This window comes from Pseudomonas sp. MBLB4123 (assembly GCF_051904775.1).
GTDB lineage: Bacteria > Pseudomonadota > Gammaproteobacteria > Pseudomonadales > Pseudomonadaceae > Aquipseudomonas > Aquipseudomonas benzenivorans_B.
In genome coordinates, this window is the sequence record NZ_CP196711.1 from 146291 (window position 1) to 173005 (window position 26715).

At 61.5% G+C, this 26715-nt stretch carries 26 protein-coding genes and 1 pseudogene; 7 read left to right on the top strand and 20 right to left on the bottom strand.

Annotated elements, in window-relative coordinates:
- Nucleotides 1–31: 31 nt before the first annotated feature.
- A complete protein-coding gene (nhaC, locus tag ACSX1C_RS00685) occupies nucleotides 32–1534 on the bottom strand; it encodes a Na+/H+ antiporter NhaC (protein ID WP_439887802.1) in 1503 nt (500 codons plus the stop codon).
- Between the two features lie 329 nt (nucleotides 1535–1863).
- On the opposite strand from nhaC, the gene ACSX1C_RS00690 reads away from it, so the two are divergent.
- Complete coding sequence (locus tag ACSX1C_RS00690) at nucleotides 1864–2898, top strand: GlxA family transcriptional regulator (protein WP_439887803.1); 1035 nt, start codon at nucleotides 1864–1866, stop codon at nucleotides 2896–2898.
- A gap of 21 nt (nucleotides 2899–2919) precedes the next feature.
- Here ACSX1C_RS00690 and ACSX1C_RS00695 read toward each other — a convergent pair whose 3' ends face one another.
- The gene (locus ACSX1C_RS00695; RefSeq protein ID WP_439887804.1) at nucleotides 2920–3282 is read right to left on the bottom strand and encodes a hypothetical protein; all 363 of its coding nucleotides are present in this window, start codon (nucleotides 3280–3282) and stop codon (nucleotides 2920–2922) included.
- Nucleotides 3283–3434: 152 nt separating this feature from the next.
- On the opposite strand from ACSX1C_RS00695, the gene ACSX1C_RS00700 reads away from it, so the two are divergent.
- On the top strand, nucleotides 3435–4184 hold the full coding sequence (locus ACSX1C_RS00700; RefSeq protein ID WP_439889458.1) for a class I SAM-dependent methyltransferase: 750 nt from the start codon (nucleotides 3435–3437) through the stop codon (nucleotides 4182–4184).
- On the opposite strand, the gene ACSX1C_RS00705 is transcribed toward ACSX1C_RS00700, so the two are convergent.
- Complete coding sequence (locus ACSX1C_RS00705; RefSeq protein WP_439887805.1) at nucleotides 4185–4823, bottom strand: TetR/AcrR family transcriptional regulator; 639 nt, start codon at nucleotides 4821–4823, stop codon at nucleotides 4185–4187.
- A 91-nt stretch (nucleotides 4824–4914) separates the two neighbouring features.
- On the opposite strand from ACSX1C_RS00705, the gene ACSX1C_RS00710 reads away from it, so the two are divergent.
- Both ACSX1C_RS00710 and ACSX1C_RS00715 read left to right on the top strand, forming a co-directional pair.
- Nucleotides 4915–6018, top strand: coding sequence for an efflux RND transporter periplasmic adaptor subunit (locus tag ACSX1C_RS00710; RefSeq protein ID WP_439887806.1), 1104 nt, complete (start codon nucleotides 4915–4917; stop codon nucleotides 6016–6018).
- A 5-nt stretch (nucleotides 6019–6023) separates the two neighbouring features.
- Nucleotides 6024–9092: an efflux RND transporter permease subunit gene (locus ACSX1C_RS00715; RefSeq protein ID WP_439887807.1), complete on the top strand. Its 3069-nt coding sequence runs from the start codon at nucleotides 6024–6026 to the stop codon at nucleotides 9090–9092.
- Between the two features lie 50 nt (nucleotides 9093–9142).
- Here the strand turns inward: ACSX1C_RS00715 and dsdC are convergent, their stop codons facing one another.
- From dsdC to ACSX1C_RS00735, 4 genes are all read right to left on the bottom strand, one after another.
- Nucleotides 9143–10105 carry a DNA-binding transcriptional regulator DsdC gene (gene dsdC, locus ACSX1C_RS00720; protein WP_439887808.1) on the bottom strand — a complete coding sequence of 321 codons (963 nt, stop codon included), beginning with the start codon at nucleotides 10103–10105 and terminating at the stop codon, nucleotides 9143–9145.
- Between the two features lie 35 nt (nucleotides 10106–10140).
- Nucleotides 10141–11499, bottom strand: coding sequence for a D-serine ammonia-lyase (gene dsdA / locus ACSX1C_RS00725; protein WP_439889459.1), 1359 nt, complete (start codon nucleotides 11497–11499; stop codon nucleotides 10141–10143).
- Between the two features lie 214 nt (nucleotides 11500–11713).
- Nucleotides 11714–12067 (bottom strand): RidA family protein, encoded by a 354-nt coding sequence (locus tag ACSX1C_RS00730; RefSeq protein ID WP_439887809.1) that lies wholly within the window; start codon nucleotides 12065–12067, stop codon nucleotides 11714–11716.
- Between the two features lie 187 nt (nucleotides 12068–12254).
- Nucleotides 12255–12932, bottom strand: a complete 678-nt coding sequence (locus tag ACSX1C_RS00735; RefSeq protein WP_439887810.1) for a DUF4197 domain-containing protein — start codon at nucleotides 12930–12932, stop codon at nucleotides 12255–12257.
- A gap of 182 nt (nucleotides 12933–13114) precedes the next feature.
- Between ACSX1C_RS00735 and ACSX1C_RS00740 the strand changes: the two genes are divergently transcribed.
- On the top strand, nucleotides 13115–14104 hold the full coding sequence (locus ACSX1C_RS00740; protein ID WP_439887811.1) for an amidoligase family protein: 990 nt from the start codon (nucleotides 13115–13117) through the stop codon (nucleotides 14102–14104).
- Nucleotides 14077–14742, top strand: coding sequence for a gamma-glutamyl-gamma-aminobutyrate hydrolase family protein (locus ACSX1C_RS00745; protein WP_439887812.1), 666 nt, complete (start codon nucleotides 14077–14079; stop codon nucleotides 14740–14742). The genes ACSX1C_RS00740 and ACSX1C_RS00745 overlap by 28 nt, the downstream gene beginning before the upstream one ends.
- A gap of 7 nt (nucleotides 14743–14749) precedes the next feature.
- Here the strand turns inward: ACSX1C_RS00745 and plsB are convergent, their stop codons facing one another.
- Nucleotides 14750–17233, bottom strand: coding sequence for a glycerol-3-phosphate 1-O-acyltransferase PlsB (gene plsB, locus ACSX1C_RS00750; RefSeq protein ID WP_439887813.1), 2484 nt, complete (start codon nucleotides 17231–17233; stop codon nucleotides 14750–14752).
- A 90-nt stretch (nucleotides 17234–17323) separates the two neighbouring features.
- On the opposite strand from plsB, the pseudogene ACSX1C_RS00755 reads away from it, so the two are divergent.
- Nucleotides 17324–17977 (top strand): annotated as a pseudogene (locus ACSX1C_RS00755) (IS110 family transposase); the annotation flags it as partial.
- A gap of 271 nt (nucleotides 17978–18248) precedes the next feature.
- On the opposite strand, the gene ACSX1C_RS00760 reads toward ACSX1C_RS00755, so the two are convergent.
- The 12 genes from ACSX1C_RS00760 to ACSX1C_RS00815 form a co-directional block, all read right to left on the bottom strand.
- Nucleotides 18249–18566 (bottom strand): hypothetical protein, encoded by a 318-nt coding sequence (locus ACSX1C_RS00760; RefSeq protein WP_439887814.1) that lies wholly within the window; start codon nucleotides 18564–18566, stop codon nucleotides 18249–18251.
- 450 nt (nucleotides 18567–19016) lie between these two features.
- Nucleotides 19017–19376, bottom strand: coding sequence for a GFA family protein (locus ACSX1C_RS00765; protein WP_439887815.1), 360 nt, complete (start codon nucleotides 19374–19376; stop codon nucleotides 19017–19019).
- A gap of 463 nt (nucleotides 19377–19839) precedes the next feature.
- Nucleotides 19840–20484 (bottom strand): hypothetical protein, encoded by a 645-nt coding sequence (locus ACSX1C_RS00770; protein WP_439887816.1) that lies wholly within the window; start codon nucleotides 20482–20484, stop codon nucleotides 19840–19842.
- A gap of 89 nt (nucleotides 20485–20573) precedes the next feature.
- Nucleotides 20574–20897, bottom strand: coding sequence for a low molecular weight protein tyrosine phosphatase family protein (locus tag ACSX1C_RS00775; RefSeq protein ID WP_439887817.1), 324 nt, complete (start codon nucleotides 20895–20897; stop codon nucleotides 20574–20576).
- A gap of 77 nt (nucleotides 20898–20974) precedes the next feature.
- The gene (locus tag ACSX1C_RS00780) at nucleotides 20975–21334 is read right to left on the bottom strand and encodes a hypothetical protein (protein WP_439887818.1); all 360 of its coding nucleotides are present in this window, start codon (nucleotides 21332–21334) and stop codon (nucleotides 20975–20977) included.
- Between the two features lie 98 nt (nucleotides 21335–21432).
- On the bottom strand, nucleotides 21433–21861 hold the full coding sequence (locus tag ACSX1C_RS00785; protein WP_439887819.1) for a ribonuclease E inhibitor RraB: 429 nt from the start codon (nucleotides 21859–21861) through the stop codon (nucleotides 21433–21435).
- Nucleotides 21862–22315: 454 nt separating this feature from the next.
- Entirely contained in the window at nucleotides 22316–22621 is a 306-nt protein-coding gene (locus tag ACSX1C_RS00790) for a hypothetical protein (RefSeq protein ID WP_439887820.1), read from the bottom strand.
- Nucleotides 22622–22960: 339 nt separating this feature from the next.
- Nucleotides 22961–23326 (bottom strand): hypothetical protein, encoded by a 366-nt coding sequence (locus tag ACSX1C_RS00795; protein ID WP_439887821.1) that lies wholly within the window; start codon nucleotides 23324–23326, stop codon nucleotides 22961–22963.
- A gap of 101 nt (nucleotides 23327–23427) precedes the next feature.
- Nucleotides 23428–24045 carry a hypothetical protein gene (locus ACSX1C_RS00800; protein ID WP_439887822.1) on the bottom strand — a complete coding sequence of 206 codons (618 nt, stop codon included), beginning with the start codon at nucleotides 24043–24045 and terminating at the stop codon, nucleotides 23428–23430.
- Between the two features lie 86 nt (nucleotides 24046–24131).
- Nucleotides 24132–24545 (bottom strand): hypothetical protein, encoded by a 414-nt coding sequence (locus ACSX1C_RS00805; protein ID WP_439887823.1) that lies wholly within the window; start codon nucleotides 24543–24545, stop codon nucleotides 24132–24134.
- Between the two features lie 718 nt (nucleotides 24546–25263).
- A complete protein-coding gene (locus ACSX1C_RS00810) occupies nucleotides 25264–25809 on the bottom strand; it encodes a hypothetical protein (RefSeq protein WP_439887824.1) in 546 nt (181 codons plus the stop codon).
- A 456-nt stretch (nucleotides 25810–26265) separates the two neighbouring features.
- The gene (locus ACSX1C_RS00815) at nucleotides 26266–26640 is read right to left on the bottom strand and encodes a hypothetical protein (protein ID WP_439887825.1); all 375 of its coding nucleotides are present in this window, start codon (nucleotides 26638–26640) and stop codon (nucleotides 26266–26268) included.
- Nucleotides 26641–26715: the final 75 nt, after the last annotated feature.

Consider the following 26715-nt stretch of genomic DNA (forward strand, 5'->3'; position numbering starts at 1 on the left):
TGCTCGCAGGCTTATCGCGGCTGCATGGCGATCAGTCGGCGGCCGCCACGGCACGGTAGTCCGGCGCGGTCGGCTCGAGCACCTGCACCGCTTCGCCCTGCGACTTCCAGTTGGCGCGTTCCTGTTCGCTGGCCTTGGGCGAGAACCAGCCCAGGTAGGCGTAGGCGATGCCGATCACCGGCGACAGCCAGCAGGCGAAGGCCAGCGGGATATACAGCAGGTTCTCCAGGTTGCCGCCGGACACGCCCAGGCCGAGGGAGGCGATGACCACGGCGCCGCCGGAATTCCAGGGAATCAGCGGGGAGATCAGGGTGCCGCCTTCCTCGACCGCACGGGACAGGTTGAGGGTCGAGTAGCCCTTGCCGCGATAGGCCGGGGCGAACATGCGGCCCGGCAGGGCGATGGACAGATAGGGGTCGCCGGCCACCAGGTTGGTGGTGATCGAGGTGCCGATCGCCGCGGCCTGCATGCTGCCGAAACTGCGGGTGCGCTTGAGCACGGCCTCGACTATCACTTCCAGGCAGCGCGTGCGCTCCAGGGCGCCGCCCAGGGCCAGGGCGATCATCACCAGGGTGATGACCCAGGTCATGGACTGGATACCGCCGCGGTTGAGCAGGCTGTCGATCGCCTTGACCCCGGTGTCGATGCTGTAGCCGCCCTGCATGTAGGTGAATACCTCGTGCAGGCTGGCACCCTGGTAGATCATGGCCAGGACGCCGCCGGCGAGCGCGCCGGCGAACAGCGAGGGCAGGGCCGGCATCTTCTTCAGCGACAGGCCGATGACCAGCACGGCGGGCAGCAGCAGTACCAGGCTCAGCTCGAAGTTCTGCGCGATACCGCCGGTGATCTGGTCGATCTTGCTGGAGTCGACCGCGTTCACCGCGATCAGGTTGAAGCCCACCAGCAGGTAGATGACCAGGGCGATGAGCATGGCCGGGACGGTGGTCGGCATCATGTTGCGGATGTGGTCGAACAGGTTGACGCCGGTGACGGCCGGCGCCAGGTTGGTGGTGTCGGACAGCGGCGACACCTTGTCGCCGAAGAAGGCGCCCGAGACCACGGCACCGGCCGTCCAGTACATCGGGATGTCGAAGCCCGCGCCTATGCCCATCAGCGCCAGGCCGACGGTGCCGACGGTGCCCCAGGAGGTGCCGAGGGATACCGAGACCACCGCGCACATCAGCATGGCGACGGCGAGGAAGACCTCGGGCGAGAGCAGCTTGAGGCCGCCGTAGATCATCAGCGGCACGGTGCCGCTGGCGATCCAGGTGCCGATGATCATGCCAACCACCATCAGGATGCCCAGCGATTGCAGGCCGATGGACACCACGTGCAGCGAGCCTTCCTCGATGTCCTTCCAGCGATAGCCCTGGAACCAGCCGATCGTCGCGGTGATGGCCAGGCCGATGGCCAGCGGCACGTGGGGCGTGAAGTCGTCGTAGTAGAACAGCTGGATGCCCAGCACGCCGAGCGTGAGGACGATCGGCAACAGGGCCAGGGCGAGTGAGGGGCGAGCCTTGTCTTTTCGGTTCACGTGCTACCTCCAGGGAGCGATCGCCTCGCAGAGCCGGCGATCTTTTTTGTAGTTGTTGGAGGCTTCAACCTAGCAAGGCGATGTGAACCGCTTTAGCGCTTGCTGTATCAGCTTGTAATAGGGCTGTTACAGGTCGTTTACATGGAGATTTTTCGCGGAATGGCCGAAGGAGCAGGGTATGCTGGCGGTCTTCGCGCCAGGGGCCATGGCGCCGGAGGCGACGACGGCGCAGGCGCGGCCGTCGCCGCTGCGCAACACCGGGCGAGCTGGGGGGCGGGGCCCGAATAACTAAAATAACCACATGGCTTTGAGTCTGACCGGGTTGTGAGATGAGATCGTCCTTCGAGAGCGTTTTGAAGAACAAGAATATGGCGCACCTCGACAAGATGGTGAGCGCGGGACCGTCGCTGCCGCCCCGTCGGGTCGCCTTTGTGTTGCAGGAGCATTTCTCGATGATGGCCTTCACCGGCGCGGTGGATGCCCTGGTCACGGCCAACCTGATGAGCTCGACGCCCTTGTTCGAGGTGCTGGTGGTCGGCGCCAGCGAGCTGGTGGTCAGCGACCTGGGCATCGCCATCTCCGCCGGCTGCCCGCTCGCCGAACTGGAGGAGAAACGCCTGGATATCCTGGTGGTCTGCGGCGGCTTTCGCGTGCGCCTGCAGGGCGAAGCGCTGCTGCGGGCCAAGCTGCGCTCGGCCGAAGCCAGCGGGGCCATGCTCGGCGGGCTGTGGAACGGCGCCTATTTCATCGCCGAGGCCGGTCTGCTCAACGGTTACGAATGCGCCTTCCACCCGGACGGGCGGGCGATGATGAGCGAGCTGTTTCCCCAGGTGAAACTCTCCAGCCATGCCTATGTGCTCGACCGCGAGCGGATCAGTTGCGCCGGCGCCAACAGCTCCCTGGGCATGATGCTCGAGGTGGTGCGGCGCAGCGGCGGCGAGCAGCTGGTCAGCGCGGTGGAGGAGGTACTCAGCTGCGACAAGATGCGCGAGGTGATGGATGTGTCGGTGGTGGCGGTGGACTACGACCCGACCCTGCCCCAGGCCCTCAAGCTGGCCCTGGAGCTGATGCACAACAACATCGACGAGCCCCTGGTGGTGGACGAACTGGCCGAGTGCGTGGGCATCTCCCGGCGCCACTTGGAGCGCCTGTTCTGCCGCCACGTTAACGCCACCCCCTCGCGTTATTACCTGGAGCTGCGCCTGACCCGGGCCCGTCAGCTGCTGCAGCAGACCAACAAGTCCATGGCCGAGATCGCCGTGGCCAGCGGCTTCGTCAGCATCTCCCACTTCCGCCGCTGTTTCCGCGAGTTCTTCGATATCGCCCCGGGGAAATTCCGCGCGGCCAGGCAGGTGAATCGCTGAGGCCTCGACCTGTCCCGGGGATCAGGGGCTGTACGCCGGCAGTGGCGGCAACTGCGCCGCTGGCATGACCCGGCTGAAGGCCTCGCAGGCGTCTGCGAGCATGGCCAGCCCCAGAGGCTCGACGCGCTCGGGGTGGGCCTGCAGGTGCTCGCCCAGCTCCAGCTGCAGGCGGGCGATGAACTGCCCCTGCTCCGGGGCCGGCTCGATGCCGTCGGGGGGACGGCGGCGGCTCGCTGTCGGCGCTGTCCCGGGCCTGTGCTGCCAGTGGTCCGGGCAGCAGGCGGCTGAGCAGCAGTTGGAAGTCCAGATAACCGCGTATTTCCGCCTCGCTGCTCGGCGCCGGCAGCGTTCCGCCGGCGCCGGACGAGGGGGGGAGTGGGGCAAGGCCGTTGATCATGGACAACTCGGTGCGGCTGGACGGAGGCGGGTCTGGCAGAATGCCGGGCCCAATTGGTTATCGGCCGCCGCGCGGTCGAGTTGAACGCTATCGAGCGAGATTGCCCATGAGTGACGAACAGCCCATCGCCCGCATTCGCATGGAGGCCCTGGCCGCCCATCTGGACGGGGCCGCCGCGACCTGGGCCGCGCGCCTCGGCCTGCCCCGGGACGGCGAGGCCGAGTTCGCCCTGCAGCTGGGCGAGGCGGGGTTGCAGTTGGCCGAGCTGGGGCCGCAGGCGCCCGGGCCGGTGCGGGTGGACTTCGTCGCAGGCGCCCTGGCCCATCGTCGCCAGTTCGGCGGCGGCAGCGGGCAGATGATCGCCAAGGCCGTGGGCCTGCAGCCGGGCGTGCGCCCGCGGGTGCTGGATGCCACCGCCGGGCTGGGCCGCGACGCCTTCGTCCTGGCCAGCCTGGGCTGCGCGGTGACCCTGATCGAGCGCCAGCCGCTGATCGCCGCCCTGCTCGAGGACGGCCTGGCGCGCGCCGCCGCCGATGCCGAGGTGGCGCCGATCGTCGCGCGCATGCAGCTGTTGCACGGCAACGCCATCGAACTGATGGGGGCCTGGACGGGAGAGCCGCCCCAGGTGATCTACCTCGACCCGATGTTCCCCCACCGCGACAAGAGCGCCCTGGTGAAGAAGGAGATGCGCCTGTTCCGCCCCTTCGTCGGCGACGACCTGGATGCCCCGGCGCTGCTCGCCGCGGCACTGGCGCTGGCCAGCCACCGGGTGGTGGTCAAGCGCCCGCGCAAGGCGCCGGTCATCGAGGGCGCCAAGCCCGGCTATGCCCTGGAGGGCAAGTCCAGCCGCTACGACATCTACCCGAAGAAGGCCCTGGTTAAGGCCTGACTAGTCGGGCCGGTAGGCGCGCATGAACAGCGCCACCACCCGGCGCACGTGCTCCTCGGCGGCGGCCCCCTGCTGCGGCTCGCCGCAGCCGATCAGCAGGCGGAAGTTGGCGCCGCCCTTGACCAGGCAGAAGAACTGGTCGGCCGCCTCCTGCGGGTCGTCGATACGCAGCTTGCCGGCGCGGTCGGCCTGGCGCAGCAGCTGCTCCATCTCCTGCAGCACCCGCTGCGGCCCGGCCTCGTAGAAGATCCGCGACAGCTTGGGGTCCTGGGCGGCCAGGCTGACCATCACCCGGTGCAGCTCGACCGATTCGCGGCTGTTGATCAGGCGATGGAAACCGCGGGCGATGTTCAGCAGCACGCTGTCGAGCGGCGCGTCGTCCACCAGTTCGAACAGCAGCTCGGGCAGCTGCTCCTGGCACTTGGCCTTGATCGCCGCGGAAAACAGCGTCTCCTTGTCGGTGAAGTGGCTGTACACCGTCAGCTTCGACACCCCGGCCTCGGCGGCGATGGCGTCCATGCTGCTGCCGTCGTAGCCCTTGCTGAGGAACAGGGTTTTCGCCGCATCGAGGATGGCCTGACGCTTGACGGGGTCTTTCGGGCGGCCGGGGCCGCTGGGCGGCAACATTTGCTTAGGCATCGGTGGCTTTTAATACTGGACTGGCGAGTTTGCTATTTTTACTATACCCGGCAGTACAAATATTCCAAACCTTGGCGAAAGGTCTTCGATCATGTTGCGTCATGTCCTGTCCGTTACAGTGCCCGCCAGTCTAATCGCTCTGCTCGCCGCCTGTGGCAATGGCGAGCCGGTGACGCCGGCCATCCGCCCGGCCCTGGTGATCCAGCCACAACTGGCCGCCGAACTGACGGACAGCTACCCCGGCGAGGTGCGCGCGCGCCTCGAACCGGAGCTGGCCTTCCGCATTGGCGGCAAGGTGAGCAATCGCCTGGTCGAGGTCGGCGATCAGGTGCGCAAGGATCAACCGCTGGCCGAGCTGGACCCCCAGGACGTGCGCCTGCAGCTGGAGGCCATGCGCGCCCAGGTCGCCGCGGCCGAGGCCAACCTGCAGCTGGTGCGCGCCGAGCGCGACCGCTACCGCAAGCTGCTGGCCCGCCAGCTGGTCAGCCGCTCGCAGTACGACAACGCGGAGAACACCTTCCGCTCGGGCGAGGCCCGTCTCAAGCAGGTCAAGGCCGAGTTCGACGTGGCCAGGAACCAGGCCGGCTACGCGGTGCTGCGGGCCTCCCAGGCCGGCGTGATCGCCCGGCGCATGGTCGAAGTGGGCCAGGTGGTGGCGGCGGGCCAGAGCGTGTTCACCCTGGCCGTCGACGGCGAGCGCGAGGTGCTGATCAGCCTGCCGGAGCAGGCCTTCGAGCGCTTCCAGGTCGGCCAGCCGGTGCAGGTCGAACTGTGGTCGCAGCCGGACCAGCGTTTCCCCGGGCGCATCCGCGAGATGGCGCCGGCGGCCGACCCGCAGTCGCGCACCTTCGCCGCCCGGGTGGCCTTCACCCAGGGCAAGGTGCCGGCCGAACTGGGGCAGAGTGCCCGGGTGTTCATCGCCCATGACGGCGAGGTGCCGCTGGCGGTGCCGCTGTCGGCGCTGAGCGCCGAGCAGGGGCGGCCCTTCGTCTGGGTGGTCGACCCGGCAGATGCCACTCTCAAGCGCACCCTGGTGCGCATCGGCGCCTACGGCGAGACCAGCGTTCCGGTGCTCGAAGGCCTGAGTGCCGACGACTGGGTGGTGGCGGCTGGCGTGCAGGTGCTGCGCGAGGGCCAGCAGGTGCGCCCGGTGGACCGTGACAACCGCGCGGTCAAGCTGGCGGCCAAGGAGTAGTCCCCATGGGTTTCAACCTCTCCGCCTGGGCGTTGCACAACCGCCAGATCGTTCTCTACATCATGCTGCTGCTGGCGATAGTCGGCGGCATCTCCTACACCAAGCTGGGGCAGAGCGAAGACCCGCCCTTCACCTTCAAGGCCATGGTGATCCGCACCAACTGGCCGGGGGCGACCGCCGAGGAGGTCTCGCGCCAGGTCACCGAACGCATCGAGAAGAAGCTGATGGAGACCGGTCAGTACGACAAGATCGTCTCCTTCTCCCGCCCCGGCGAATCCTCGGTGACCTTCGTCACCCGCGATGACATCCGCTCCAAGGACATTCCCGACATCTGGTACCAGGTGCGCAAGAAGGTCGGCGACATTCGCCATACCCTGCCCCAGGGCATCCAGGGGCCCTTCTTCAACGACGAGTTCGGCACCACCTTCGGCAACATCTATGCGCTGACCGGCGAGGGTTTCGACTACGCCGTGCTCAAGGACTACGCCGACCGCATCCAGCTGCAGCTGCAGCGGGTCAAGGACGTGGGCAAGGTGGAGCTGCTCGGCCTGCAGGACGAGAAGATCTGGATCGAGCTGTCCAACACCAAGCTGGCCACCCTCGGCCTGCCCCTGGGCATGGTGCAGCAGGCGCTGGACGAGCAGAACGCGGTGAGCACCGCCGGTTTCTTCGAGACCGCCAGCGACCGGGTGCAGCTGCGCGTGAGCGGGCGCTTCGAGACCGTCGAGCAGATCCGCGATTTCCCCATCCGCGTGGCCGAGCGCACCTTCCGCATCGGCGACGTGGCCGAGGTCAAGCGCGGCTTCAACGACCCGCCGGCGCCGCGCATGCGCTTCATGGGCGAGGACGCCATCGGCCTGGCGGTGTCGATGAAGAGCGGCGGCGACATTCTGGTGCTGGGCCAGGCCCTGGAGCACGAGTTCGCCCGCCTGCAGGAGACCCTGCCGGCCGGCATGCAGCTGCGCAAGGTGTCCGACCAGCCGGCCGCGGTGAAGACCGGGGTGGGCGAGTTCGTCCAGGTGCTCACCGAGGCGCTGATCATCGTGCTGCTGGTGAGCTTCTTCTCCCTGGGCCTGCGCACCGGCCTGGTGGTGGCACTGTCGATTCCCCTGGTGCTGGCGATGACCTTCGCCGCCATGTACTACCTGGACATCGGCCTGCACAAGATTTCCCTCGGCGCCCTGGTACTGGCCCTGGGCCTCTTGGTGGACGACGCGATCATCGCGGTGGAGATGATGGCGATCAAGATGGAGCAGGGCTACGACCGCCTCAAGGCGGCCAGCTATGCCTGGAGCAGCACGGCCTTTCCCATGCTCACCGGCACCCTGATCACCGCCGCCGGCTTCCTGCCGATCGCCACCGCCCAGTCCGGCACCGGCGAGTACACCCGCTCGATCTTCCAGGTGGTGACCATCGCCCTGGTGGTGTCCTGGATCGCCGCGGTGGTCTTCGTGCCCTACCTGGGCGCCAAGCTGCTGCCGGACCTGGCCAAGCTGCATGCGGCCAAGCACGGCGGCAGCGACCAGGGCCACGATCCCTACGCCACGCCCTTCTACCAGCGCGTCAGGCGGGTGGTGAGCTGGTGCGTGCGCCGGCGCAAGACGGTGATCCTGCTGACCCTGGCCCTGTTCGTCGCGTCCATCGCGCTGTTCCGCTTCGTGCCCCAGCAGTTCTTCCCGGCCTCCGGGCGTCTGGAGCTGATGGTCGACCTCAAGCTGGGCGAGGGCGCCTCGCTGAGCGCCACCGAGGCCCAGGTCAAGCGCCTCGAGCAGCTGCTCGCCGAGCGCGAGGGCATCGACAACTACGTGGCCTATGTCGGCACCGGTTCGCCGCGCTTCTACCTGCCGCTGGACCAGCAGCTGCCGGCGGCCAGCTTCGCCCAGTTCGTGGTGCTGACCAAGAGCATCGAGGACCGCGAGCGCATCCGCAGCTGGCTGATCGACACCCTGAGCCAGGAATTCCCCAGCCTGCGCACGCGTATCTCGCGCCTGGAGAACGGTCCGCCGGTGGGCTATCCGGTGCAGTTCCGGGTGTCCGGCGAGCACATCGACGAGGTCCGTGCCCTGGCCCGTCAGGTGGCGGACAAGGTGCGCGACAACCCCCATGTGGTCAACGTGCACCTGGATTGGGAGGAACCGAGCAAGGTGGTGCGCCTGAACATCGATCAGGAGCGTGCCCGGGCCATGGGGGTGAGTACCGCCGATCTGTCGCGTTTCCTGCAGAGTTCGTTGACCGGCGCCCCGGTCAGCCACTACCGCGAAGGCAACGAGCTGATCGAGATCCTCCTGCGCGGCACCCCGGGCGAGCGCCGGCAACTGGGCCTGCTGCCGAGTCTGGCGGTGCCGACCGACAGCGGCCGGCGCGTGCCCCTGGCGCAGATCGCCGTGCTCGAGTACGGCTTCGAGGAGGGGGTGATCTGGCATCGCAATCGCCTGCCGACCGTCACCGTGCGCGCCGACATCTACGGCCAGGAGCAGCCGGTGACCCTGGTCAAGCAAATCCTGCCGACCCTGGAGCCGATCCGCGCCACGCTGCCGGACGGCTACCTGCTGGACGTCGGCGGCACCGTGGAGGACTCGGCCCGCGGGCAGAAATCGGTGAACGCCGGGGTGCCGCTGTTCATCGTGGTGGTGCTGACCCTGCTGATGCTGCAGCTCAAGAGCTTCTCGCGTTCGGCCATGGTGTTCCTCACCGCGCCCCTGGGGCTGATCGGCGTGACCCTGTTCCTGCTGATCTTCCGCCAGCCCTTCGGCTTCGTCGCCATGCTCGGCACCATCGCCCTGTCCGGGATGATCATGCGCAACTCGGTGATCCTGGTCGACCAGATCGAGCAGGACATCGCCGCCGGCCTGGACCGCTGGCAGGCGATCATCGAGGCCACGGTGCGGCGCTTCAGGCCCATCGTGCTGACCGCCCTGGCGGCGGTGCTGGCGATGATCCCGCTGTCGCGCAGCATCTTCTTCGGGCCGATGGCGGTGGCCATCATGGGCGGCCTGATCGTCGCCACGGCCCTGACCCTGCTGTTCCTGCCGGCGCTCTACGCGGCCTGGTTCAGGGTCAAGCCGGCGCGCTGAGTGCCATGACTAGAAGCCCGGTCATCCGACCGGGCTTTTTTCTGGCCGCGTCACGGCGGCGTCCGGCCTGGCTCGCCGCCCTCGGCCGCGCATTGCCGCAGCCAGTCGATGAACAGCTGCAGGCGCAGGGGCAGCGGCTCGCGCGCCGGGTGCACCAGGTAATAGGCACAACCTCCGACCGGGGCGAAGCCGCCGAGCGGCAGCAGCAGCTCGCCGCGGGCGATGCGCTCGCGCACCAACTGGTAGCGGCCCATGGCGATGCCGGCATGGTGGCTGGCAGCCAGGGCGCAGAGGTCGGAACGATCGAAGCTGAGGCTGCGTCGCGGCAGTTCGAGCACCGGCCTCTGCTGTGCGGCCCACAGTTGCCACTCGGCGTCGCAGGCGGCGTTGTCCCAGGCCAGGGCATCGTGCAGCAGGGTGCAGTGGCGCAGGTTGCTTGGGGCCTCCAGCAGGCCGTGCTGGCGGGCGTAGGCCGGGCTGCACACCGGGGCGAGCCACTCCTCCAGCAGCCGCGTGGAGACCAGGCCGGGGAACTCGTCGCGGCTGTAGTACAGGGCCAGGTCGAGGTGCTGGGTGCGGAAGTCGATGCGGGCGTTGCCCACCCGGATATCCAGGGTGATCGCCGGGTAGCGCTGGGTGAACTCGGCCAGGCGCGGCACCAGCCAGCACTCGGCGAGGGAGGGGCGCACATAGAGTGCCAGCGGCCCGGCGACTTCGGCGCCGGGGCCATGCTGCAGGGCCTCGCGCAGCTCGTCCAGGGCCGCCTGGAGAATGGCGAAGATGCGTTGGCCGTCCTCGGTCAGGCGGATCTGCCGCGGCAGGCGCTGGAACAGTTGCAGGCCCAGGCCGCGCTCCAGGCGGGCGATGCGGTGGCTGACGGCGCTCGGGGTCAGGCACAGCTCCTCGGCGGCACGGGCGAAGCTCAGGTGGCGGGCCGCGGCCTGAAAGGTGTAGAGGTTGGCGAACTGGCTGCTGTTGAGCCCGGCGCCGAGGCGCGGTGGCAGGTTCAGCATGGCGGCGTCCTCCTGGGGGGCGGCAGTCTGGGCGCTCAGGCGCGTTCGGCCTGCAGCAGCGCCCGGCCCTGGTCCAGGTAGGCGGCCATCTCCGCCGCGGGCACCATGCTGCCGCCGGTGGCCCACACCAGGTGGGTCGCCCGGGCCAGCCGCTCGGGCGTCAGGCCCAGGCGCGGGCGATAGCCCTGGCGCTCGTCCAGCACCCGGGCGATGCCCGGCACCCCGGCCAGTGCCGAGGGCTCCAGGCGCAGGCCCTCGCGCTCTTCCAGCAGCGCCAGCAGGCGGAACAGTTCCTCGTCGTCCACCGTGTAGTAGCCGTCGATCAGCCGCTGCATGGCGCGGCCGACGAAGCCGGACGGGCGGCCGACCGCGAGGCCGTCGGCGGCGGTGCGGTTGTCGATGCCGAAGTCCTGCACCGCTACCGCCTCGTGCAGGCCGGTATGCACCCCGAGCAGCATGCAGGGCGAGTGGGTCGGCTCGGCGAACAGGCAGCGCACCGCATCGCCGAACGCCAGCTTGAGGCCGAAGGCCACCCCGCCGGGACCGCCGCCGACGCCGCAGGGCAGGTAGACGAACAGCGGGTGCTCGGCGTCGACGCGGATGCCGGCGGCATGCAGCTGCTGCTTGAGGCGTTCGGCGGCCACCGCATAGCCGAGGAACAGGTCCGGGGAGTTCTCGTCGTCGACGAAGTGGCAGAGCGGATCGGCCTCGGCCTGGCGCCGCCCCTCGGCCACCGCCACGCCATAGTCGCTGGCGTACTCGACCACGCTGACGCCGTGGGCGCGCAGTTTGTCCTTCTTCCACTGGCGGGCGTCTGCCGACATGTGCACCGTGGCCTGGAAGCCCAGGCGCGCGGCCATGATGCCGATCGACAGGCCGAGATTGCCGGTGGAGCCGACGGCGATCCGGTGGCGGCCGAACAGGGCCCGGGCCGCCGCGCCGTCGAGCGCCCGGTAGTCGCCCTCCAGGCGCAGCAGGCCGGCGCCCAGGGCCAGGTCTTCGGCGTGCTTGAGCACCTCGTAGATGCCGCCGCGGGCCTTGATCGAGCCGGAGATCGGCAGGTGGCTGTCCTGCTTGAGCCACAGCGAGCCGTGCAGCGTCAGGCCGTAACGCGCGGCCAGGGCCGCCTGCAATTGCGGCACCGGGACCAGCGGCGACTCGATGATGCCGCCACTGGCCGCGGTCTCGGGGAAGGCCTGGGCGATATAGGGGGCGAAGCGGGCCAGGCGTGCGCTGGCATCATCTACGTCGGCCCGGCTCAGGCCGACGTCGCCCAGGGCCTCGGCGGCGCCGGCGATGGCCGGGTTGAACCAGCTGAGCGGCTGCAGCGCGATCAGCCGGGCGATCAGTGGGTAGTCCTGGCACCAGGTGGCGAGCGGTTTGCCGAGGGGCATGAGTGGACTCATCGAGAAGACTCCGGAGAGGGCAGGGGCCACCTGGACGATCCCGGTGGTGGCCCTATTAGACGCAGCAGCGGGGCGTCTGGCAAAGGATGCCTGTTCAGGCCATGGGTGATCTCAGGTCAGCCATGCGCGCAGTAAAAAGCCCGGCGAGCGCCGGGCTGGTTTTTTTTGCGCCGCCTTGGCTATCGCGGGAGAGGGGCGGGCATCAGGGGGAAACGGCGGCGATTACCGAGATTTCCACCAGCAGCTCGGGGCTGGCCATCGAGGCCTCGACACAGGCGCGCGCCGGGGCATGGCCCGCCGGCACCCAGTTGTCCCACACGCTGTTCATCTCGGCGAACAGGGCCATGTCCTTCAGGTAGAGGGTGGCGGAGAGGATCTGTTCGCGGCTGCTGCCGACCGACTCCAGCAGCGCGTCGACCTTGGCCAGCATGGTGCGGGTTTGCTCGGCGATCCCGGCGCTGCGGTCCTCGGCCACCTGACCGCACAGGTAGGCGGTGTGGTTGTGCACGACGACGCGGCTCATGCGGGCGCTGGTTTCGTAACGGGAAATGTTCATAGAGACTCCTGGATGAGTGGGGGGGAAAGATGTATCGCATGGGGCTGCGCCGTCGCAGGTCGGCCCGGGAGGCGGCCAGGGGCGCCAGGCCGGGCATCGGGCCCGGCTGCGCGACGTGCTGGTCTGGCCGGGTCGGGCGCCAACAGGCCCGGCACGCTCCGGGCCCGATGGTGGTCGCAGGACCTGGCTACAGCGCGCCGAAGACCTTCTTCGCCAGGCTGGTGGCGGCCCCGGCGGGGTTCTGGCGGATGCGGGCTTCCTGCTGGGCGATCATGGCGAACAGGCCGTCGAGCGCCTGTTCGGCGACATAGCCCTCGATGCTGGCGTTTTTCGCATCGAGCATGCCGAAGTTCGCCGCCTGGCCGGCGAAGGCGTTGTACTGCTGGGCCAGGCCGACCCGGTCGGTGGCCTGCTTGACGATCGGCAGGAAGCGGGCACGGATCTGCTCGCGGCTGCTGCGGTCCAGGTACTGGGTGGCCGAGTCCTGCGGGCCGCCGAGAATGCCCTTGGCATCCTCCACGGTCATCTTCTTCACCGCGTCCACCAGCAAGGCCTGGGCCTCGGGCACGGCGGCCTCGGCGGCGCGGTTCATGCTCAGCTCCAGCGCCTCGACCTGGCTGCCCATGCCCATCAGCTTCATGGTCTTGGCCGCCTTGCCGAGGTTGCCCGGCAGCTCGATGCGCACCGCCGGGTCGTCGCTGAAACCGCCGGGGGCGCCCAGTTGCTTGACCGCCACCTGGGCGCCCTGGATCAGTGCATCCTTGAGGCCGCCGCTGGCGTCCTGCTGGGTCAGGTCGGCGAGCGACAGGGCGAAGGCGCTGGCGGACAGGGCCAGGCCGGCGACCAGTGTGGAGAGGCGCAACATGGGGCGTTCCTTATGTAGAAGTCGTGGGGTCGAGCTTAGCGGAGCGTCGAGCCTGCGCAAACCCGCGTGTTGCGGGGCGTCAGGCTGTGGGCTGGCGGCTGCGCTGCCGGGCTGAGGTTTGCGCCGGGACGCCGCAGCGGTTATTACTGAAAAGCCTTGCCTCAGTAAAGGCCGCCAATGCCATGCATCGAGACCTCGAGTTCAAGCTGCCCCCCGTTACCCGCAAGGCCGACGGTACGCCGCGCCGGGTCGGCTTCGAGCTGGAATTCACCGGCCTGACCCTCGACCAGACCGCCGCTACGGTACAGGCCGCCCTGGGGGGCGAGCTGTCGAGGACCTCGGCGAGCGAACGGGTGCTGCGGGTCGAGGGGCTGGGCACGTTCAACATCGAACTGGACTGGGACTTCCTCAAGCGCCAGTCGGCCAAGGTCGAGGATGCGCAGGAGGGGAGTCCGGAGTGGATGGACCTGCTCAGCCAGGCGGCGAGCCTGGTGGTGCCGCTGGAAGTGGTCTGCCCGCCGATTGCCATCGGCGAGCTGGCGCGGCTGGACGCCATGGTGAGCGGCCTGCGCCAGGCCGGTGCGGTGGGTACGGAGAATTCGCCGCTGGCGGCTTTCGGCGTGCATATCAACCCGGACATCCCGCATCTGGAGACGGCCAGCATCGGCGCCTACCTGCGCGCCTTCGCCCTGTTGCAGTGGTGGCTGGTGGACGCCCATCGGGTGGATCTGTCGCGGCGGATCAGCCCTTATATCGACCTCTATCCCGAGGCCTACGTGCGGCTGCTCGCCGAGCGTCCGGTGGCCAGCCGCGAGCGCCTCTTCGACGACTACCTCAAGCACAATGCCACCCGCAATCGGGCCATGGATCTGCTGCCGCTGCTGGCGCAGCTCGATGCCGAGCGGGTGCGGCAGGCCGTGGCGGACCCTAAGGTCAAGGCCCGGCCCACCTTCCATTACCGCCTGCCCAACTGCCAGATCGAGAAGGCCGACTGGTCCCTGGCCAGGCCCTGGAATCTCTGGTGCGTGGTCGAACGTTTGGCCGCCGCAGAGGATGAGTTGCAGGCCCTTGCCGAGGCCTTCCTGCTGCACTGGCGACCGGTTCTCGGCCTCAACCGCTCGGCCTGGCTGGAGTACGTCGGACGATGGCTGAACGACCGCGGGTGGGGGTGACCGGCAACCCGCGGCGTTGGTCGCCCTCCTGGTGGTCGACGCGCTGGGCGCTGCGCCTGGTCGGTGCCGATGCCGAGCGCATCAGCGTGGCTCACGCCCCCAGCGGCATGCCGCTGAGCGCGCTGATCATCGGCGGCGGTGACGATGTCGGCCCGGAGCATTATGGCGGCGACATCGCGGCCAAGGTGCGCAGCGACCCCGCGCGCGACAAGCTGGAGATGCGCTGGATCGAACAGGCGCTGGAACAGGGGATTCCGCTGCTGGGCATCTGCCGCGGCGCCCAGCTGATCAACGTGGTGCTGGGGGGCAATCTGCACCAGGACATCCGGCCGATGCGCGTGCGCACCTACAACCGGCCGGGCCTGTTGCCGACCAAGCAGGTGCAGGTCGACGGCCACTCCCAGCTGTCGCGGGTCTGTGCGCGGCACCGCCTGCGCGTCAACAGCCTGCATCACCAGGCCGTCCGCGATCCGGGGGAGGGGCTGCGGGCCGTCGCCTGGGATCTGGACAACATCGTCCAGGCCGTGGAGGCCGAGGATGGCCGGCCCATCATCGGGGTGCAGTGGCACCCCGAGTATCTGTTCTACCTGCCGGCGCAGTTGGCCCTGTTCCGCTGGCTGACCCGCGCCGCGTCCTGAGTCGGGCTCAGACGGCCTCCAGGGCCTCCTCGCCCTGGTCCATCGCCACCTGGCGGATCGACAGGCGCAGCTCGGCCGGCAGCACGCGCCTGGCCGCACCCTCGACCAGGGCGCCGAGCTGGGGGTGATGGCCGAGCTTGCCGGCCTCGTCCTGGCGCAGCACGCCCTGCTCCTGCAGGGTCTGGATGAAGTGGCGGAACAGGCTCTTGTCGAAGAACTCCGGGGCATTGAGGCCGTGGAGGATCGACAGGCGCTGGGCCATCACCGTGCACAGGTCCTCCAGTTCCTCGGCACTGATGACGTTCTGCCCGGCGTTGAGCAGCAGGGCGATGGCCATGTAGAAACGTTGCAGGGTCTGGGCGATGGCCCGCGACAGCAGGGTCAGCAGGACGAACTGGCGCGAACTCGGCGCCGGACGCACATAGGCGTCGCCCTCGACCTTGAGCAGGCCCTGCTCGACGAAGGCCGCCAGCCATCGGTCCACCACGGCCTCGAGCGCATCGACATCCCAGCGGATAAACAGCTCGGCCTGCAGGTAGGGGTAGAGGGCACGGGTGAAGCGCAGGATCTGCTCGCGGCTGATCCGCGCGCTGCTCTGGAAGAAGCTCGCCAGCAAGGCCGGCAGGGCGAAGATGTGCAGCACGTTGTTGCGGTAGTAGGTCATCAGCACCGCGTTGTGCTCGTCCAGGTAGAGGATCTTGCCCAGGGCATCGCGCTGTTCGGCGACCAGGGCCATGCCCTGCACATAGTCGATCAGCGCCTGGCCATCGCCCTCCGACAGGGTGCAGTGCGGCGAGTAGGGCACGGCGCGCAACAGCGCCAGGTAGAGGTCCAGCACCCGCGCCAGGGCGGGCTCGTCCAGGGCCAGCTTGCTGGTGGACAGCAACGCCAGGGCCACCAGGTTGACCGGGTTGACCGCCGCCGCCTCGTTGAGCCGCTGTGCCACCCGCGCGCCGAGGCGGTTGGTGGCCTGGTTCAGCCAGGCCGGACGGAACTGCGCGCCATGGTCCTGCTCGCGCCAGTCCGGCTGCTGCTGGTCGAGGAACTCGGCCAGCTTGAGCGGTTCGCCGAAGTTGACCCAGACCTGGCCGAAGCGCTGTTTGAGCGCGCCCAGGACCTTGAAGATGTCGAAGACCGACTCCTTCTTCTTGCTCGCCCCGCGCAGCTCGCCCAGGTAGGTGCGGCCTTCGAGGACTCTTTCATAGCCGATATACACCGGCACGAACACCACCGGCAGGCGGTGGTTGCGCAGGAAGCTGCGCAGGGTGATGGCCAGCATGCCGGTCTTGGGCTGGAGCATGCGCCCGGTGCGCGAGCGCCCGCCCTCGACGAAGTACTCGACCGGGAAGCCCTTGCTGAACAGGCTGTGCAGGTATTCGTTGAACACCGCGGTATAGAGCGGGTTGCCCTTGAAGCTGCGGCGCATGAAGAAGGCGCCGCCGCGGCGCAGCAGGCTGCCGATGATCGGCATGTTGAGGTTGATGCCGGCGGCGATATGCGGCGGCGTCAGGCCGTTGCGAAACAGCAGGTAGGACAGCAGCAGGTAGTCGATATGGCTGCGGTGGCAGGGCACGTAGATCACCTCGTGACCCTGGGCGATGTCCTGCACCCCTTCGATATGGTTGACCTTGATGCCGTCGTAGATCTTGTTCCAGAACCAGCTCAAGACCAGTTCGAGGAAGCGGATCGCGGTGTAGGCGTAGTCCGAGGCGATCTCGTTGCCGTAGCGCAGCGCCTGGGCCTCGGCCTTTTCCAGCGCGATGTTCTCCCGCTCGGCCTGCTCGGCGATCGCCTGGCGCACCAGCGGGCCATGTACCAGGCCCTTGACCAGGTTGCGCCGGTGCGACAGGTCCGGGCCGATCACCGCGGCCTTCTGCTGGCGGAAATGCACCCGCAGCATGCGTTGGACCATGCGCAGGGTGCGTTCGTGGCCCTTGTCCTGCGCCACCAGTTCGCGCAGCTGGATGGGGGTGGAGAACTGCACCCGGGTCTTGCGTCCGAGCATGAGGATGCTGACCAGCCGGCGCAGGCGCCCGGTGACCGCCCAGCTGTCGGCGAACAGCAGCTTCCAGGGGCTGGTCTCGCGGTCCGGCGACTGGCCCCAGAACACGCTGACCGGCACGATCTGCACATCCTCCACGGCCTGCAGGCTCAGGGCCGCGACCAGCCGCGCGAGGGTCGGCGAGCTGCCGCGCTTGTCCTGGCGGCCGAGCCAGTCAGGCTCCGGGGTCAGGTAGAAGAAGGCCGCCGGCTCTTCCTGCCCGCCCAGCCTGACCGGCAGCACCGGGCGCGGCAGACCGGACTTGCGGCACTCGCTGTCGACCACCGCCAGGTCGCTCAGCGACGGCAGTTGCAGCACATAGAACACCGGCTTGCTGCGGTCGAGCCTGAGGCTGAAGGCGGACTGGTTGATGGTTTCCGAGCGTACCCAGAGGTACAGCAGGCGGTGCAGGGTGCCGAACACGAGGCGGCGGAACGGGGAGCGGGTCATACGGGGTCTGCTGCTGGCATAAAACGAGCGATTGCTCGGGGGCGCTAGTGTGCCGCAAGGGCGGGCGGCGGGCAAAACGTCTTGGCGCAGCGCAGGCGCCGGATCAACCTGCTGCGCGGCATCTTGCGCGAGGCCGGCATCGAGGCGCCGGCTGCGACCGCGGCGTTCCTGCGCCGGGCCAACGAGTTGATCGAGCGTCCCGAGCTGGCGCCTGTGCAGCATCAACTGCACATCGTCCTGGCCGAGATCAACCTCTACCAGCAGTGCATGGTCGAGTGCGAGCAGCAACTGCAGCGCTGGCATGCCGAGGATGAGATCGTGCACAAACTGGACGAGGTCAGCGGCATTGGCGTGCTGACCGCCAGCGCCCTGAAAGCCGCGGTCGGCCAACCCGAACGCTTTGCCAATGGGCGCAAGCTCAGCGCCTGGCTGGGCATGACCCCGCGCGAGTTCAGTAGCGGCGAGCGGCGCAAGCTGGGGCACATCAGCCGGCAGGGCAACGTCTATGTCCGCACGTTATTGATCCACGGCTCCCGAGCCGCCTTGCTGGCGGCGCAGCGCTGCCAGGCGCGCACGCCGGAGAAACTGACCCAACTCCAGCGCTGGGCCGTCGAGACCGCCGCGCGGATCGGCCACAACAAGGCGGCGGTGGCCCTGGCGAACAAACTGGTGCGGATTTGCTGGGCGGTGTGGTGCCATGCGCGGCGCTTCAGCGGCGATTGGCACAGCGCCAAGCCCGCCTGACGGCGGGGGGTAATCAGGATAGGGTGAAGGTTTTCATGGGGTTGTGGTGAGCAGCAGCACTGTCGGAACAGGCGAGTCCAGCAGCGGAACAAGGCCGATAACAATCATGATCTGAGGGATCGATTGAACGCTTGGCCCCCGCTGCGCGAACTACAGAATGGCCAGGGCGATAGCGCCCAACACAGGCCGGATATACGAATGCAACCGCGCTGACGACAGGGCTGGAAAAGCTATTCCTCACCGCTTGCGGGGAGAGTCCATATACCAATTGTTAGAGGTAAGTGACACGTAAACCTCCAGCTCTGATTTCGATTGTATCTCCGCTTTGCATTTCGATTTTGTATAGCTCTGAAATTTGTGTGGCAGAGTTTACAGATACAGAGCTGCCCCAAGGGTTCTTATGAGGAATTACAGCTTCTTTAAGGTCGATGAGTTCTATAACTCTTATGGCAGAGTCAGGCGCATTGGTTCGCGCAACACGAATGAATAGGCGACAAATTGATTCCGCCCAGCTCACTTCGACTTTTATTAGGCTTGAATCATGCGGAACTAAACCCTCAATTTCCTTGGGCTGCGCCATGCTTTCCATGCCTTACCTCTAACGTTAAGTTAAGGGGCGGGCTTTAGCCCGTCCAAGTGAGCGAAGCGAACGACTTGAACTTATAGTTAGACGCGGTGGCAAGTCGGACATTGAATGAACCGGCGACGCTGACTGTAGCTCAAGTCGAACCCAAATGGTGGGCAACGAACGTGCGGACGTTTGCCGGCGCTGCAATGCCGACTGAAACAAGCCATTTACGCCGGGAATGGGCCTGCCGCGCCAGCGCAAAACGTTCCGGTAAATCAGTTGGACTTCGCGCCGGCACTGGCTGCTTGCAACAATGCGGAGCTGTGGATGGAATACTGAGCAGGTGCTTCCGTGCATAAGAAAACCACCAAAAAAGTAACCGTGCCTAACGATTAAGCTAACGGGCGGCCAAAAGCGCAGCTTTTGGACGTCCAGCGAACGGAGTGAGCGATAGTTGAGCGCATTGTTAGGTTACACCTCGATAGCTGCGCCATTAAATACCTCAAACGGGAGCAAGGATGTATCGATGCCTTCCAGGCAGCCAAGGTTGATGCGGTAATGACCTGGCTTTCTCACTGTTTGATGAAATGGATAGATGCCGCATTTGCTGCAGAAGTGGTGCTTTGCAATACAGCTGTCGAACTCATAAGTTGATAGAGCGCCAGGAGCGGCTGTGATGGCTAGCTCAGACGGAGCTACTGTGAATGCGCTCATCAATGCCCCCTTTCTTTGACAAATGGAGCAGTTGCAGCGCAAGCCGCTTTCAATGGTGGGTGCTTCAAACTGAAATTTTATTGCGCCGCAATGGCAGCTTCCTTGGTGCGCCGGCACATAACCTCCTTGTGTTACCTAACGATTAAGCTAACGGGCGGCCAAAAGCGTAGCTTTTGGACGTCCAGCGAACGAAGTGAGCGATAGTTGAGCGCATTGTTAGGCGCTGGTGGACTTCCACTTCTTGACTCCCAGTCTTGCGAGTAAAATTCCTGTGCTAAAGCAGATTGCACAGAAAATGGTTAAATGTAGCCAGGTGAATGTAGTGCACTCTGCGTTTGACGTTGTGGGGCAGATGCGGAAGAAATATTCACTGCTTGAGCTTTGCGCTTCAATTAGAGCGCGCCATGCAACCGATATAGACACGAGAAAAAGTGAGAGTGGGAGCGTTGCCGTTATCAGCAAAGCTATGGCTGGGAATTTTCCTTGGCTCATTTGAAGTGCCTAACGATTGGTTAAGGGGCGGCCAAAAGCGTAGCTTTTGGACGTCCAAGTGAGCGGAGCGAGCGACTTGAACCAGTAGTTAGATGCCACCGCAGTGAACCTCCTCCCAGATATCTCTGAGGCACTCGCTATCTAGGGCTTTACCCTGCCAGTTTCCTGTTTTTAGCAGCCCAATAACTGCCATGTCTTGGATGGAGTTAGTGTAGGCGCCAGAGTCGTTTAGCCTTTTACCCCAGGGTCTCTGGCAATATCCCCAAAGAATTGGGTTGGTTACGTTGCAAACTGTGGCCGCGAGTGATTCGTCTTTATGAAATGCTTCCGCTCTGAGCGCCATTATAATAACGGAGCCAAATGTATGCTCGCTGTCGCTTGAGTTGGCTCGGTTATTTATTGCCATGAAGAAATCAGGAGGCGTGCTTTCTTTTTCGCACTGGCCCGGTGATGGTGCCCATACTTGCGTATCGACAAATATTTTGTCTTCAGTGTCGTGGTGGCACCACTTTTGGTGTGATTTTTCATTCCACCCAATGCGGCCAAATTTAACTTGGTTTTTCCTGTTTGATTCGAGTTGCTGCGATCTGACGGAAGGGTTTCCACGACAGCTTGCAATGATCTGGTTGAAGGGGGCTGTAATGGAATGCCACTTTTTGTAGTTCCAAATTGGCTGCTCTTCAGCCCTCGGTAGGAAAAACCAGAGGTGATACATGTGGTCGCAGTAGTTCATGAGTGGTATCTAACGATTAAGCTAAGGGGCCGGCTTCGCCGGTCCCAGCGAACGGAGTGAGCGCTTTGAGCGCATTGTTAGGTGTGAGCCTAAGCAAGGAACTGGGGTATTTTTTCTTTTAAAATTTTTACCAATTCTGGATCCATATATTCATATTCGTCAGGGATACTCAAGCAGATAATGCTTTTCCCATTGAAATGGGCTTTATAGCGCTTTTGAAGCTTCTCTCGATGGGTTCTTTCCATTACCAGTATTTTATCCGCCCACTCAATTAACTCTGGAGTGATTGGATTCTCGGCGTCGTGATTGGTGCCTGCTGAGAGCACTTCTAATCCTGGCTCCAGGGAGAACACCTGTTCAGCCGTTGGGCTGCGAAGCTTATTCTGGCTGCATACGAAGAGGATGCGTTTCACGTAAAGCACCTAACGTTTGGTTAAGGGGCGGGCTTTAGCCCGTCCCAGTGAGCGCAGCGAGCGATTTGAACCACTAGTTAGGTTCTACTGGTGCAGGTGACGGTGCCTTCTGCGCTAGGAAATTTGTGATTTGTAGTATAAAGCTGGCCATTTAGTGCCGCGTGATTTGTTACTTCTGCCAAATACTCTCTAATTTCAACGTCAGCTTTTAAGGGCGAGCATATTTCTTCAGCTCTTTTTTTGACGAAGCCTACTACTTGAGGTGTCGTATTGTAGCCATTACCTTCGAATGTTACTAAGAAGGTGTTTTCAGCAATTTTCTTATCAGTGTACCCACCAGCATACATAGTTGTGCCTTTGGGCGCATAAGGCACGCCTGAGCATCCAATAAGCAAGGCTGTTACTAATGCGAGTGTGAGTTTTGAAGTGTTATTCATGTGTAGACCTAACGTTTGGTTAAGGGGCGGACAAAAGCGCAGCTTTTGGACGTCCCAGTGAGCGAAGCGAACGACTTGAACCAGTTGTTAGGCATTTGCTAATGCTTACCGCCAACAGGACCAACATCCATTCCATCATAAGAATCCAGATGGTGCTCGGAGGCAAACTGATACAGTTCTTTATTTCGGTCGAATAGCGAGTCAGGTGTGTGGGTTTCAATTTTTTCCACATGAAGCCACCACAGATCAGGCTCATCAGGGTTATCTTTACCTGAGAGGAATATCTTAACAAATCTATAACCATCGGCCTCTAAGTCAGAGGCAGATTTATGCAGGTTTTCTATTTTGGAGCTTGTAAAAAAATACCCCCATAACAATGGGCTTGATAAATCCCACTCGGTGTTATTTGAGATATTTTCAAACATTTCCACTAATGAGTCTTTTGTGATCATTTCGCTTCCTGCGCCGCTTGCAAAATATGGGGTGAGAAATATGGCGAGGATGGCTGCTTTAAAGGTTGGTCTCATGCGCATACCTCTTATAATGCCTAACGATTCGAGCTAAGCACCGCTCGCGCGCTTTTTGCGAGTGTGTGCTTCAGCGAGTTGTTATCCGACGATCTACACGAGCCCGCGCAGCGGGCAGGTAAATGCAGGTGAAACTCAGGGCGGCAAGAGAGCGAAAAAATCATGTTGTTAGCCAAGCTCTTCTGCGATGTTCGTTTTAACGCAGTTAAGCGACATCGCAGAAGAGCTTGGCTTATTAGCATGTTTTTCGTTTTATTGTCACCCTGATTCCATGTCATTTACGTATCCTTACGCCGATCTGTCTATCGTTGGGTAACGTTTGGTTAAGGGGCGGGCTTTAGCCCGTCCCGAGTGAGCGAAGCGAACGACTTGAACCACTAGTTAGGGGAGTTTAGCTTCATGCTACTGACCAGCTCTAAGTTATAATATTTCCCGATTTTTTGGATATAGGCGCTCATTTTTGGAGAAAAATAGCGACAATTGCAAAAATCGCTGTAATAACAATTGCTGCGATTGAGATTTTATTGGCGCGCTTGGCAATAGCTAAGGTTTCTAATTCCCTAGCGTCCCGTTTAGATGAGGCTTCAAGGACACGTTTGTCTTCTTGTGACTTTAGCCAGATATGCGTTAGTTCATATTTTTGGCCGACATCACCCCATTGCTTTGAGACAAACAATCGGACTCGGACTTCCTCTTCGCCAAGGTCGTTGAGCTCAGCCCAGAACTCTTCTTTGGTATATGTCGATTTCGGCTCGGACATGATGAGTTCCCTAACGATTAAGCTAACGGGCGGCCAAAAGCGCAGCTTTTGGACGTCCAGCGAACGGAGTGAGCGGCAGTTGAGCGCATTGTTAGCCGTTCTCGATGCTAAGTAGAACAATGTCTTTGCCTTTCTTCGTGAGAAAAACACGGAGATCGCCACCTATGCGCATTACATAAATTTCTTCGGTTGTACCTGCTACTCGCCGAACTGACGGGTTGCTTTCGAGATTAGATACGTTTAGAGATTCAAGTTTAGACACTAGCTGGTGTACCGAAACCTGCCCGCGGACTTCATTTTTCTGTAGTTTCTCTTGTGCTGGCTTAGAGAGGAGTATGCTCATTTTACCCCCAAATTCTTTAGGAACGTTTTGGCATCAACCAAAGATGCCTGTTCTGGGTTCTTCTGTATAAGAGCAGCAAGCCCTTCAAGTTTTGCTTTCCGAATGAGGGCAATGCAGTGCTGGTCATCTGCATATCTCATGACGTTTTCATCGTAATTTAGAAATCTTACATGAATGAAAACCCAGGCCCCGGAAAATAGTGCTAACAGCCAGAAAGAAGAGACTTTTGGTAGTAGCGACCAAGTTAATACGCCTTGCGGCATTATTTGACTTGCCATGATGCTTGATAAGACACCAATTACTACGGTCAGTATTAATGTCACTGATAACCGTAGTCGTGGCGATTTTGCTATGTATTCCACGTGGCCTCCATGCATAGCTCCTGCGGCTAACGTTTGGTTAAGGGGCGGGCTTTAGCCCGTCCCAGTGAGCGAAGCGAACGGTTTGAACCAGTTGTTAGAGGCTATTTGATAAGTGACACAATGCCAAAAATTATTGTGAAAACTAAGCCTATCACTGCCAGCGGAACCGACCATTTGTTTGAACTTTGTAGGCGATTCATAGAGTCTTGACGCACTTCAATTAGACCAGCTAGGTCTTGAAGTTTGGCGCTTGCAGACGCTTGGTCTGCGGCTTTTATGAACCGCTCAACATCCAGTAGTAAGTTGCGCTCAGCGGCTGGTAGCTCGGCAAATGGGGATTCAGATTCGATCTTTTTTATGACTATGGTTGCAAATTCTTTTAGGTCTTTTGCTTCTTGGGAGTCAATTGTTGCGTCAGAAACAATTTTTACAATGTACTCTCTAAGAACTTTTGCAAGCCCTGCTCTGTGAGAAATATCATCGGTGCCTAGCGTGTACACACCTTTGTAAACGTTAATTAAGTCCTCGACGGACTCCAGTGCACCATTTCTAATTCCTTGGGAGATTGTGTCGAATAGTTGTGTCTCCCTCGTTTTTCGGCGCTCGCGATTAGCGAGTAGAAATTTCTGTGCTGCAAAAACATAAATAACTGTAAAAATCGCTGTTACTACGCCTATAAGCGATTCTTTGGTCTGCAGTAAAAATGAGAAGGTTTCCATATTCCTCCGAGATAGCCTCTAACGTTTGGTTAAGGGGCGGGCTTTAGCCCGTCCCAGTGAGCGAAGCGAACGGTTTGAACCAATTGTTATATTTCGTTGTTGAACTTGCCAAGATACATAAGTGATGCGGTGCTTTCAGGCTCTCTAATGCGTTCTTCATTTGACGTGGTTCGTAGATCACCATATATGGAGTCTGCACCAACTATTATGTAGTGACTATAATTCGAACAAGGCAGGTTGTTAAAAATAGATTTTTCATCAGCGTTTTTTATAAGGCTACTGATATAGGCTGGGTCGGTTGCCAGCTCAACAAAGTCAGAATCCATATAAAACCCCAACTCCTGTTTTAGTCGCCAAGTAGGGTTTCTATCCTCCCAAGCTTCGTAGACACTATCGCTTGCTTCGGGTGAAGGCTCAGGCTCCCACTGCTCAAATGTAAATTCTTGAGCTTCTGATTCGTTCTTAAATGTTCCGGCAAATAGATGAAATGAATAGAACATAGAATCCAGCTTGGAAATATAACGTTTGGTTAAGGGGCGGGCTTTAGCCCGTCCCAGCGAGCGAAGCGAGCGGCTTGAACCGCTTGTTAGGCCACGCGATTGCGCGCCAGCCGCCGAGCGGTGATACGACTCATTGTTGGATGTGTGGCCTGGAGCATACGCGCACGGTTGTGCGGGAAAAAGCCCCCGGCGATGCTGAACAACGTGCGCTGATAAACCTGTTGCCGCGAAACGTATTTGAGTTTGCGAGTGCGAATGTTGCAGGCCGGAATCGTATGAGCACCGCAAACTTCCAGAACGCCAAAGCCAATTGTTATTTGAATGCATAACTTCTATGTTCTGATTTTTGCTCTTGGGCCTAACGATTCGAGCTAAGCACCGCTCGCGCGCTTTTTGCGAGTGTGTGCTTCAGCGAGTTGTTATCCGACGATCTACACGAGCCCGCGCAGCGGGCAGGTAAATGCAGGTGAAACTCAGGGCGGCAAGAGAGCGAAAAAATCATGTTGTTAGCCAAGCTCTTCTGCGATGTTCGTTTTAACGCAGTTAAGCGACATCGCAGAAGAGCTTGGCTTATTAGCATGTTTTTCGTTTTATTGTCACCCTGATTCCATGTCATTTACGTATCCTTACGCCGATCTGTCTATCGTTGGGTAACGTTTGGTTAAGGGGCGGGCTTTAGCCCGTCCCAGTGAGCGAAGCGAGCGATTTGAACCATTTGTTATGCATTGACAGAGAAGTGTTTCTCGAATTCTTCAAAGGCTTCTTTTGAAAAATAAACTTTGATATTCATATATTCGATGCCAAGAGAGTCGTGAATATTGGCGTCAATACCAAGAGCGTTATATAGCTCTTCAGCTTCTTTGCTTACGCCATTTTCGTATGCCTTTTTTCTGGATGGCATGTTGTGCATTTTTGTTAGAACACTTTCTATAAATAGCCGTGCCTCTTTTGAAAAAGCTGCCTCCGATATTGTTTTGAGCTTCTGAAGCCTTTTAAAAATTATGTCGGCAGCGGAGTCCAGTTCGCCGCTGTAGGTTTTTAGATAATACAGAATATCTAAAAGCTCTATGTGTATAGCTTGTTTCTCTGCTCTGGCTGATATGTTTCTCTGATGCTTTGCATAAGCGGCCGCTGCAAGGGCTATAAACGTTGAAAGAACTGCAAGTAATAATGTGGCGTAATCAATAATAGATGGCTGGCCTAGCTCTTGAACCGCCAGGACAAGGTCGTTCAGATTTCCAGCAGTGATCGTTGATGGCTGCAATGCGACCTCCCATAAATGCATAACGTTCAGGTTAAGGGGCAGGCTTTAGCCTGTCCCAGTGAGCGAAGCGAACGACTTGAACCGCTAGTTAGAGCTGTTCGCGGAAAATTTTTGTTTAGCAAGACGTATTAAAAACTTTAGCGTTCTTGTTGTGAATATGGCAATGATTGCCAATACCGATATATAGAATACTAGCGTGGAAACTGTTATTGGCCAAAATGCGGCGCTAGCACCTTCTTTATAGCAGTTCCCCAAGATTCTTGGGCAGCCTATATATAGGTAATACAGGCCAGCACAAAATCGCACTGACAGCGCTAGAAACGATGTAATAAGCCACGGTTTCAGATTTTTCGGATGCATGTATGGCTCTAACGTTTGGTTAAGGGGCGGGCTTTAGCCCGTCCCAGTGAGCGAAGCGAACGGTTTGAACCACTTGTTAGGCATGCGTTTTCCAATTCAAAACCGTTGCCCTTTATGTGGTTTGGCAATAACCTGCCATGAGTCGTCATGCAGGGTAGTACCTGGATCTTCCGTTCGAAGAATTTTTATATTAATTCCGTGTTGTTCAAGTATGTTTTTTAGGAGCCACATTTTCTTTATTGCTTCTTCGGCCTCTGGCTTGAACCAAGATATTGCTCTGCGGTGTTCAATGTCGTTTAAGGTTTCAGGTATCAGCAAATTCTCGTTAAACCATTTTAGAGCGATGCGCAATTCTCTGTGCTCCGAAACGGTAAGATCACCCTCATCTCTTAGTGTATGGGCTGCCACCAAGGCTCCAGCGCTGTGCCCCGAATCATTGTCAGTTTCAAACACCGCAAATCTGATGAGCACAATTGATGCCTAACGTTTGGTTAAGGGGCGGGCTTTAGCCCGTCCCAGTGAGCGAAGCGAACGATTTGAACCACT

Coding starts and splice junctions, on each gene's coding strand:
- ACSX1C_RS00735 (WP_439887810.1), bottom strand. CDS start 12,932: ATGTTGCGCCTCTCCACACTGGTCGCCGGCCTGGCCCTGTCCGCCAGC.
- ACSX1C_RS00800 (WP_439887822.1), bottom strand. CDS start 24,045: ATGGAAACCTTCTCATTTTTACTGCAGACCAAAGAATCGCTTATAGGC.
- ACSX1C_RS00730 (WP_439887809.1), bottom strand. CDS start 12,067: ATGAACATTTCCCGTTACGAAACCAGCGCCCGCATGAGCCGCGTCGTC.
- ACSX1C_RS00805 (WP_439887823.1), bottom strand. CDS start 24,545: ATGTTCTATTCATTTCATCTATTTGCCGGAACATTTAAGAACGAATCA.
- ACSX1C_RS00785 (WP_439887819.1), bottom strand. CDS start 21,861: ATGAGACCAACCTTTAAAGCAGCCATCCTCGCCATATTTCTCACCCCA.
- ACSX1C_RS00700 (WP_439889458.1), top strand. CDS start 3,435: ATGGAGGCCCTGGCCGCCCATCTGGACGGGGCCGCCGCGACCTGGGCC.
- ACSX1C_RS00740 (WP_439887811.1), top strand. CDS start 13,115: ATGCATCGAGACCTCGAGTTCAAGCTGCCCCCCGTTACCCGCAAGGCC.
- dsdA (WP_439889459.1), bottom strand. CDS start 11,499: ATGCCCCTCGGCAAACCGCTCGCCACCTGGTGCCAGGACTACCCACTG.
- ACSX1C_RS00790 (WP_439887820.1), bottom strand. CDS start 22,621: ATGTCCGAGCCGAAATCGACATATACCAAAGAAGAGTTCTGGGCTGAG.
- ACSX1C_RS00690 (WP_439887803.1), top strand. CDS start 1,864: ATGAGATCGTCCTTCGAGAGCGTTTTGAAGAACAAGAATATGGCGCAC.
- plsB (WP_439887813.1), bottom strand. CDS start 17,233: ATGACCCGCTCCCCGTTCCGCCGCCTCGTGTTCGGCACCCTGCACCGC.
- ACSX1C_RS00715 (WP_439887807.1), top strand. CDS start 6,024: ATGGGTTTCAACCTCTCCGCCTGGGCGTTGCACAACCGCCAGATCGTT.
- ACSX1C_RS00780 (WP_439887818.1), bottom strand. CDS start 21,334: ATGAATAACACTTCAAAACTCACACTCGCATTAGTAACAGCCTTGCTT.
- ACSX1C_RS00745 (WP_439887812.1), top strand. CDS start 14,077: ATGGCTGAACGACCGCGGGTGGGGGTGACCGGCAACCCGCGGCGTTGG.
- dsdC (WP_439887808.1), bottom strand. CDS start 10,105: ATGCTGAACCTGCCACCGCGCCTCGGCGCCGGGCTCAACAGCAGCCAG.
- ACSX1C_RS00710 (WP_439887806.1), top strand. CDS start 4,915: ATGTTGCGTCATGTCCTGTCCGTTACAGTGCCCGCCAGTCTAATCGCT.
- ACSX1C_RS00770 (WP_439887816.1), bottom strand. CDS start 20,484: ATGAACTACTGCGACCACATGTATCACCTCTGGTTTTTCCTACCGAGG.
- ACSX1C_RS00760 (WP_439887814.1), bottom strand. CDS start 18,566: ATGGAAAGCATGGCGCAGCCCAAGGAAATTGAGGGTTTAGTTCCGCAT.
- ACSX1C_RS00705 (WP_439887805.1), bottom strand. CDS start 4,823: ATGCCTAAGCAAATGTTGCCGCCCAGCGGCCCCGGCCGCCCGAAAGAC.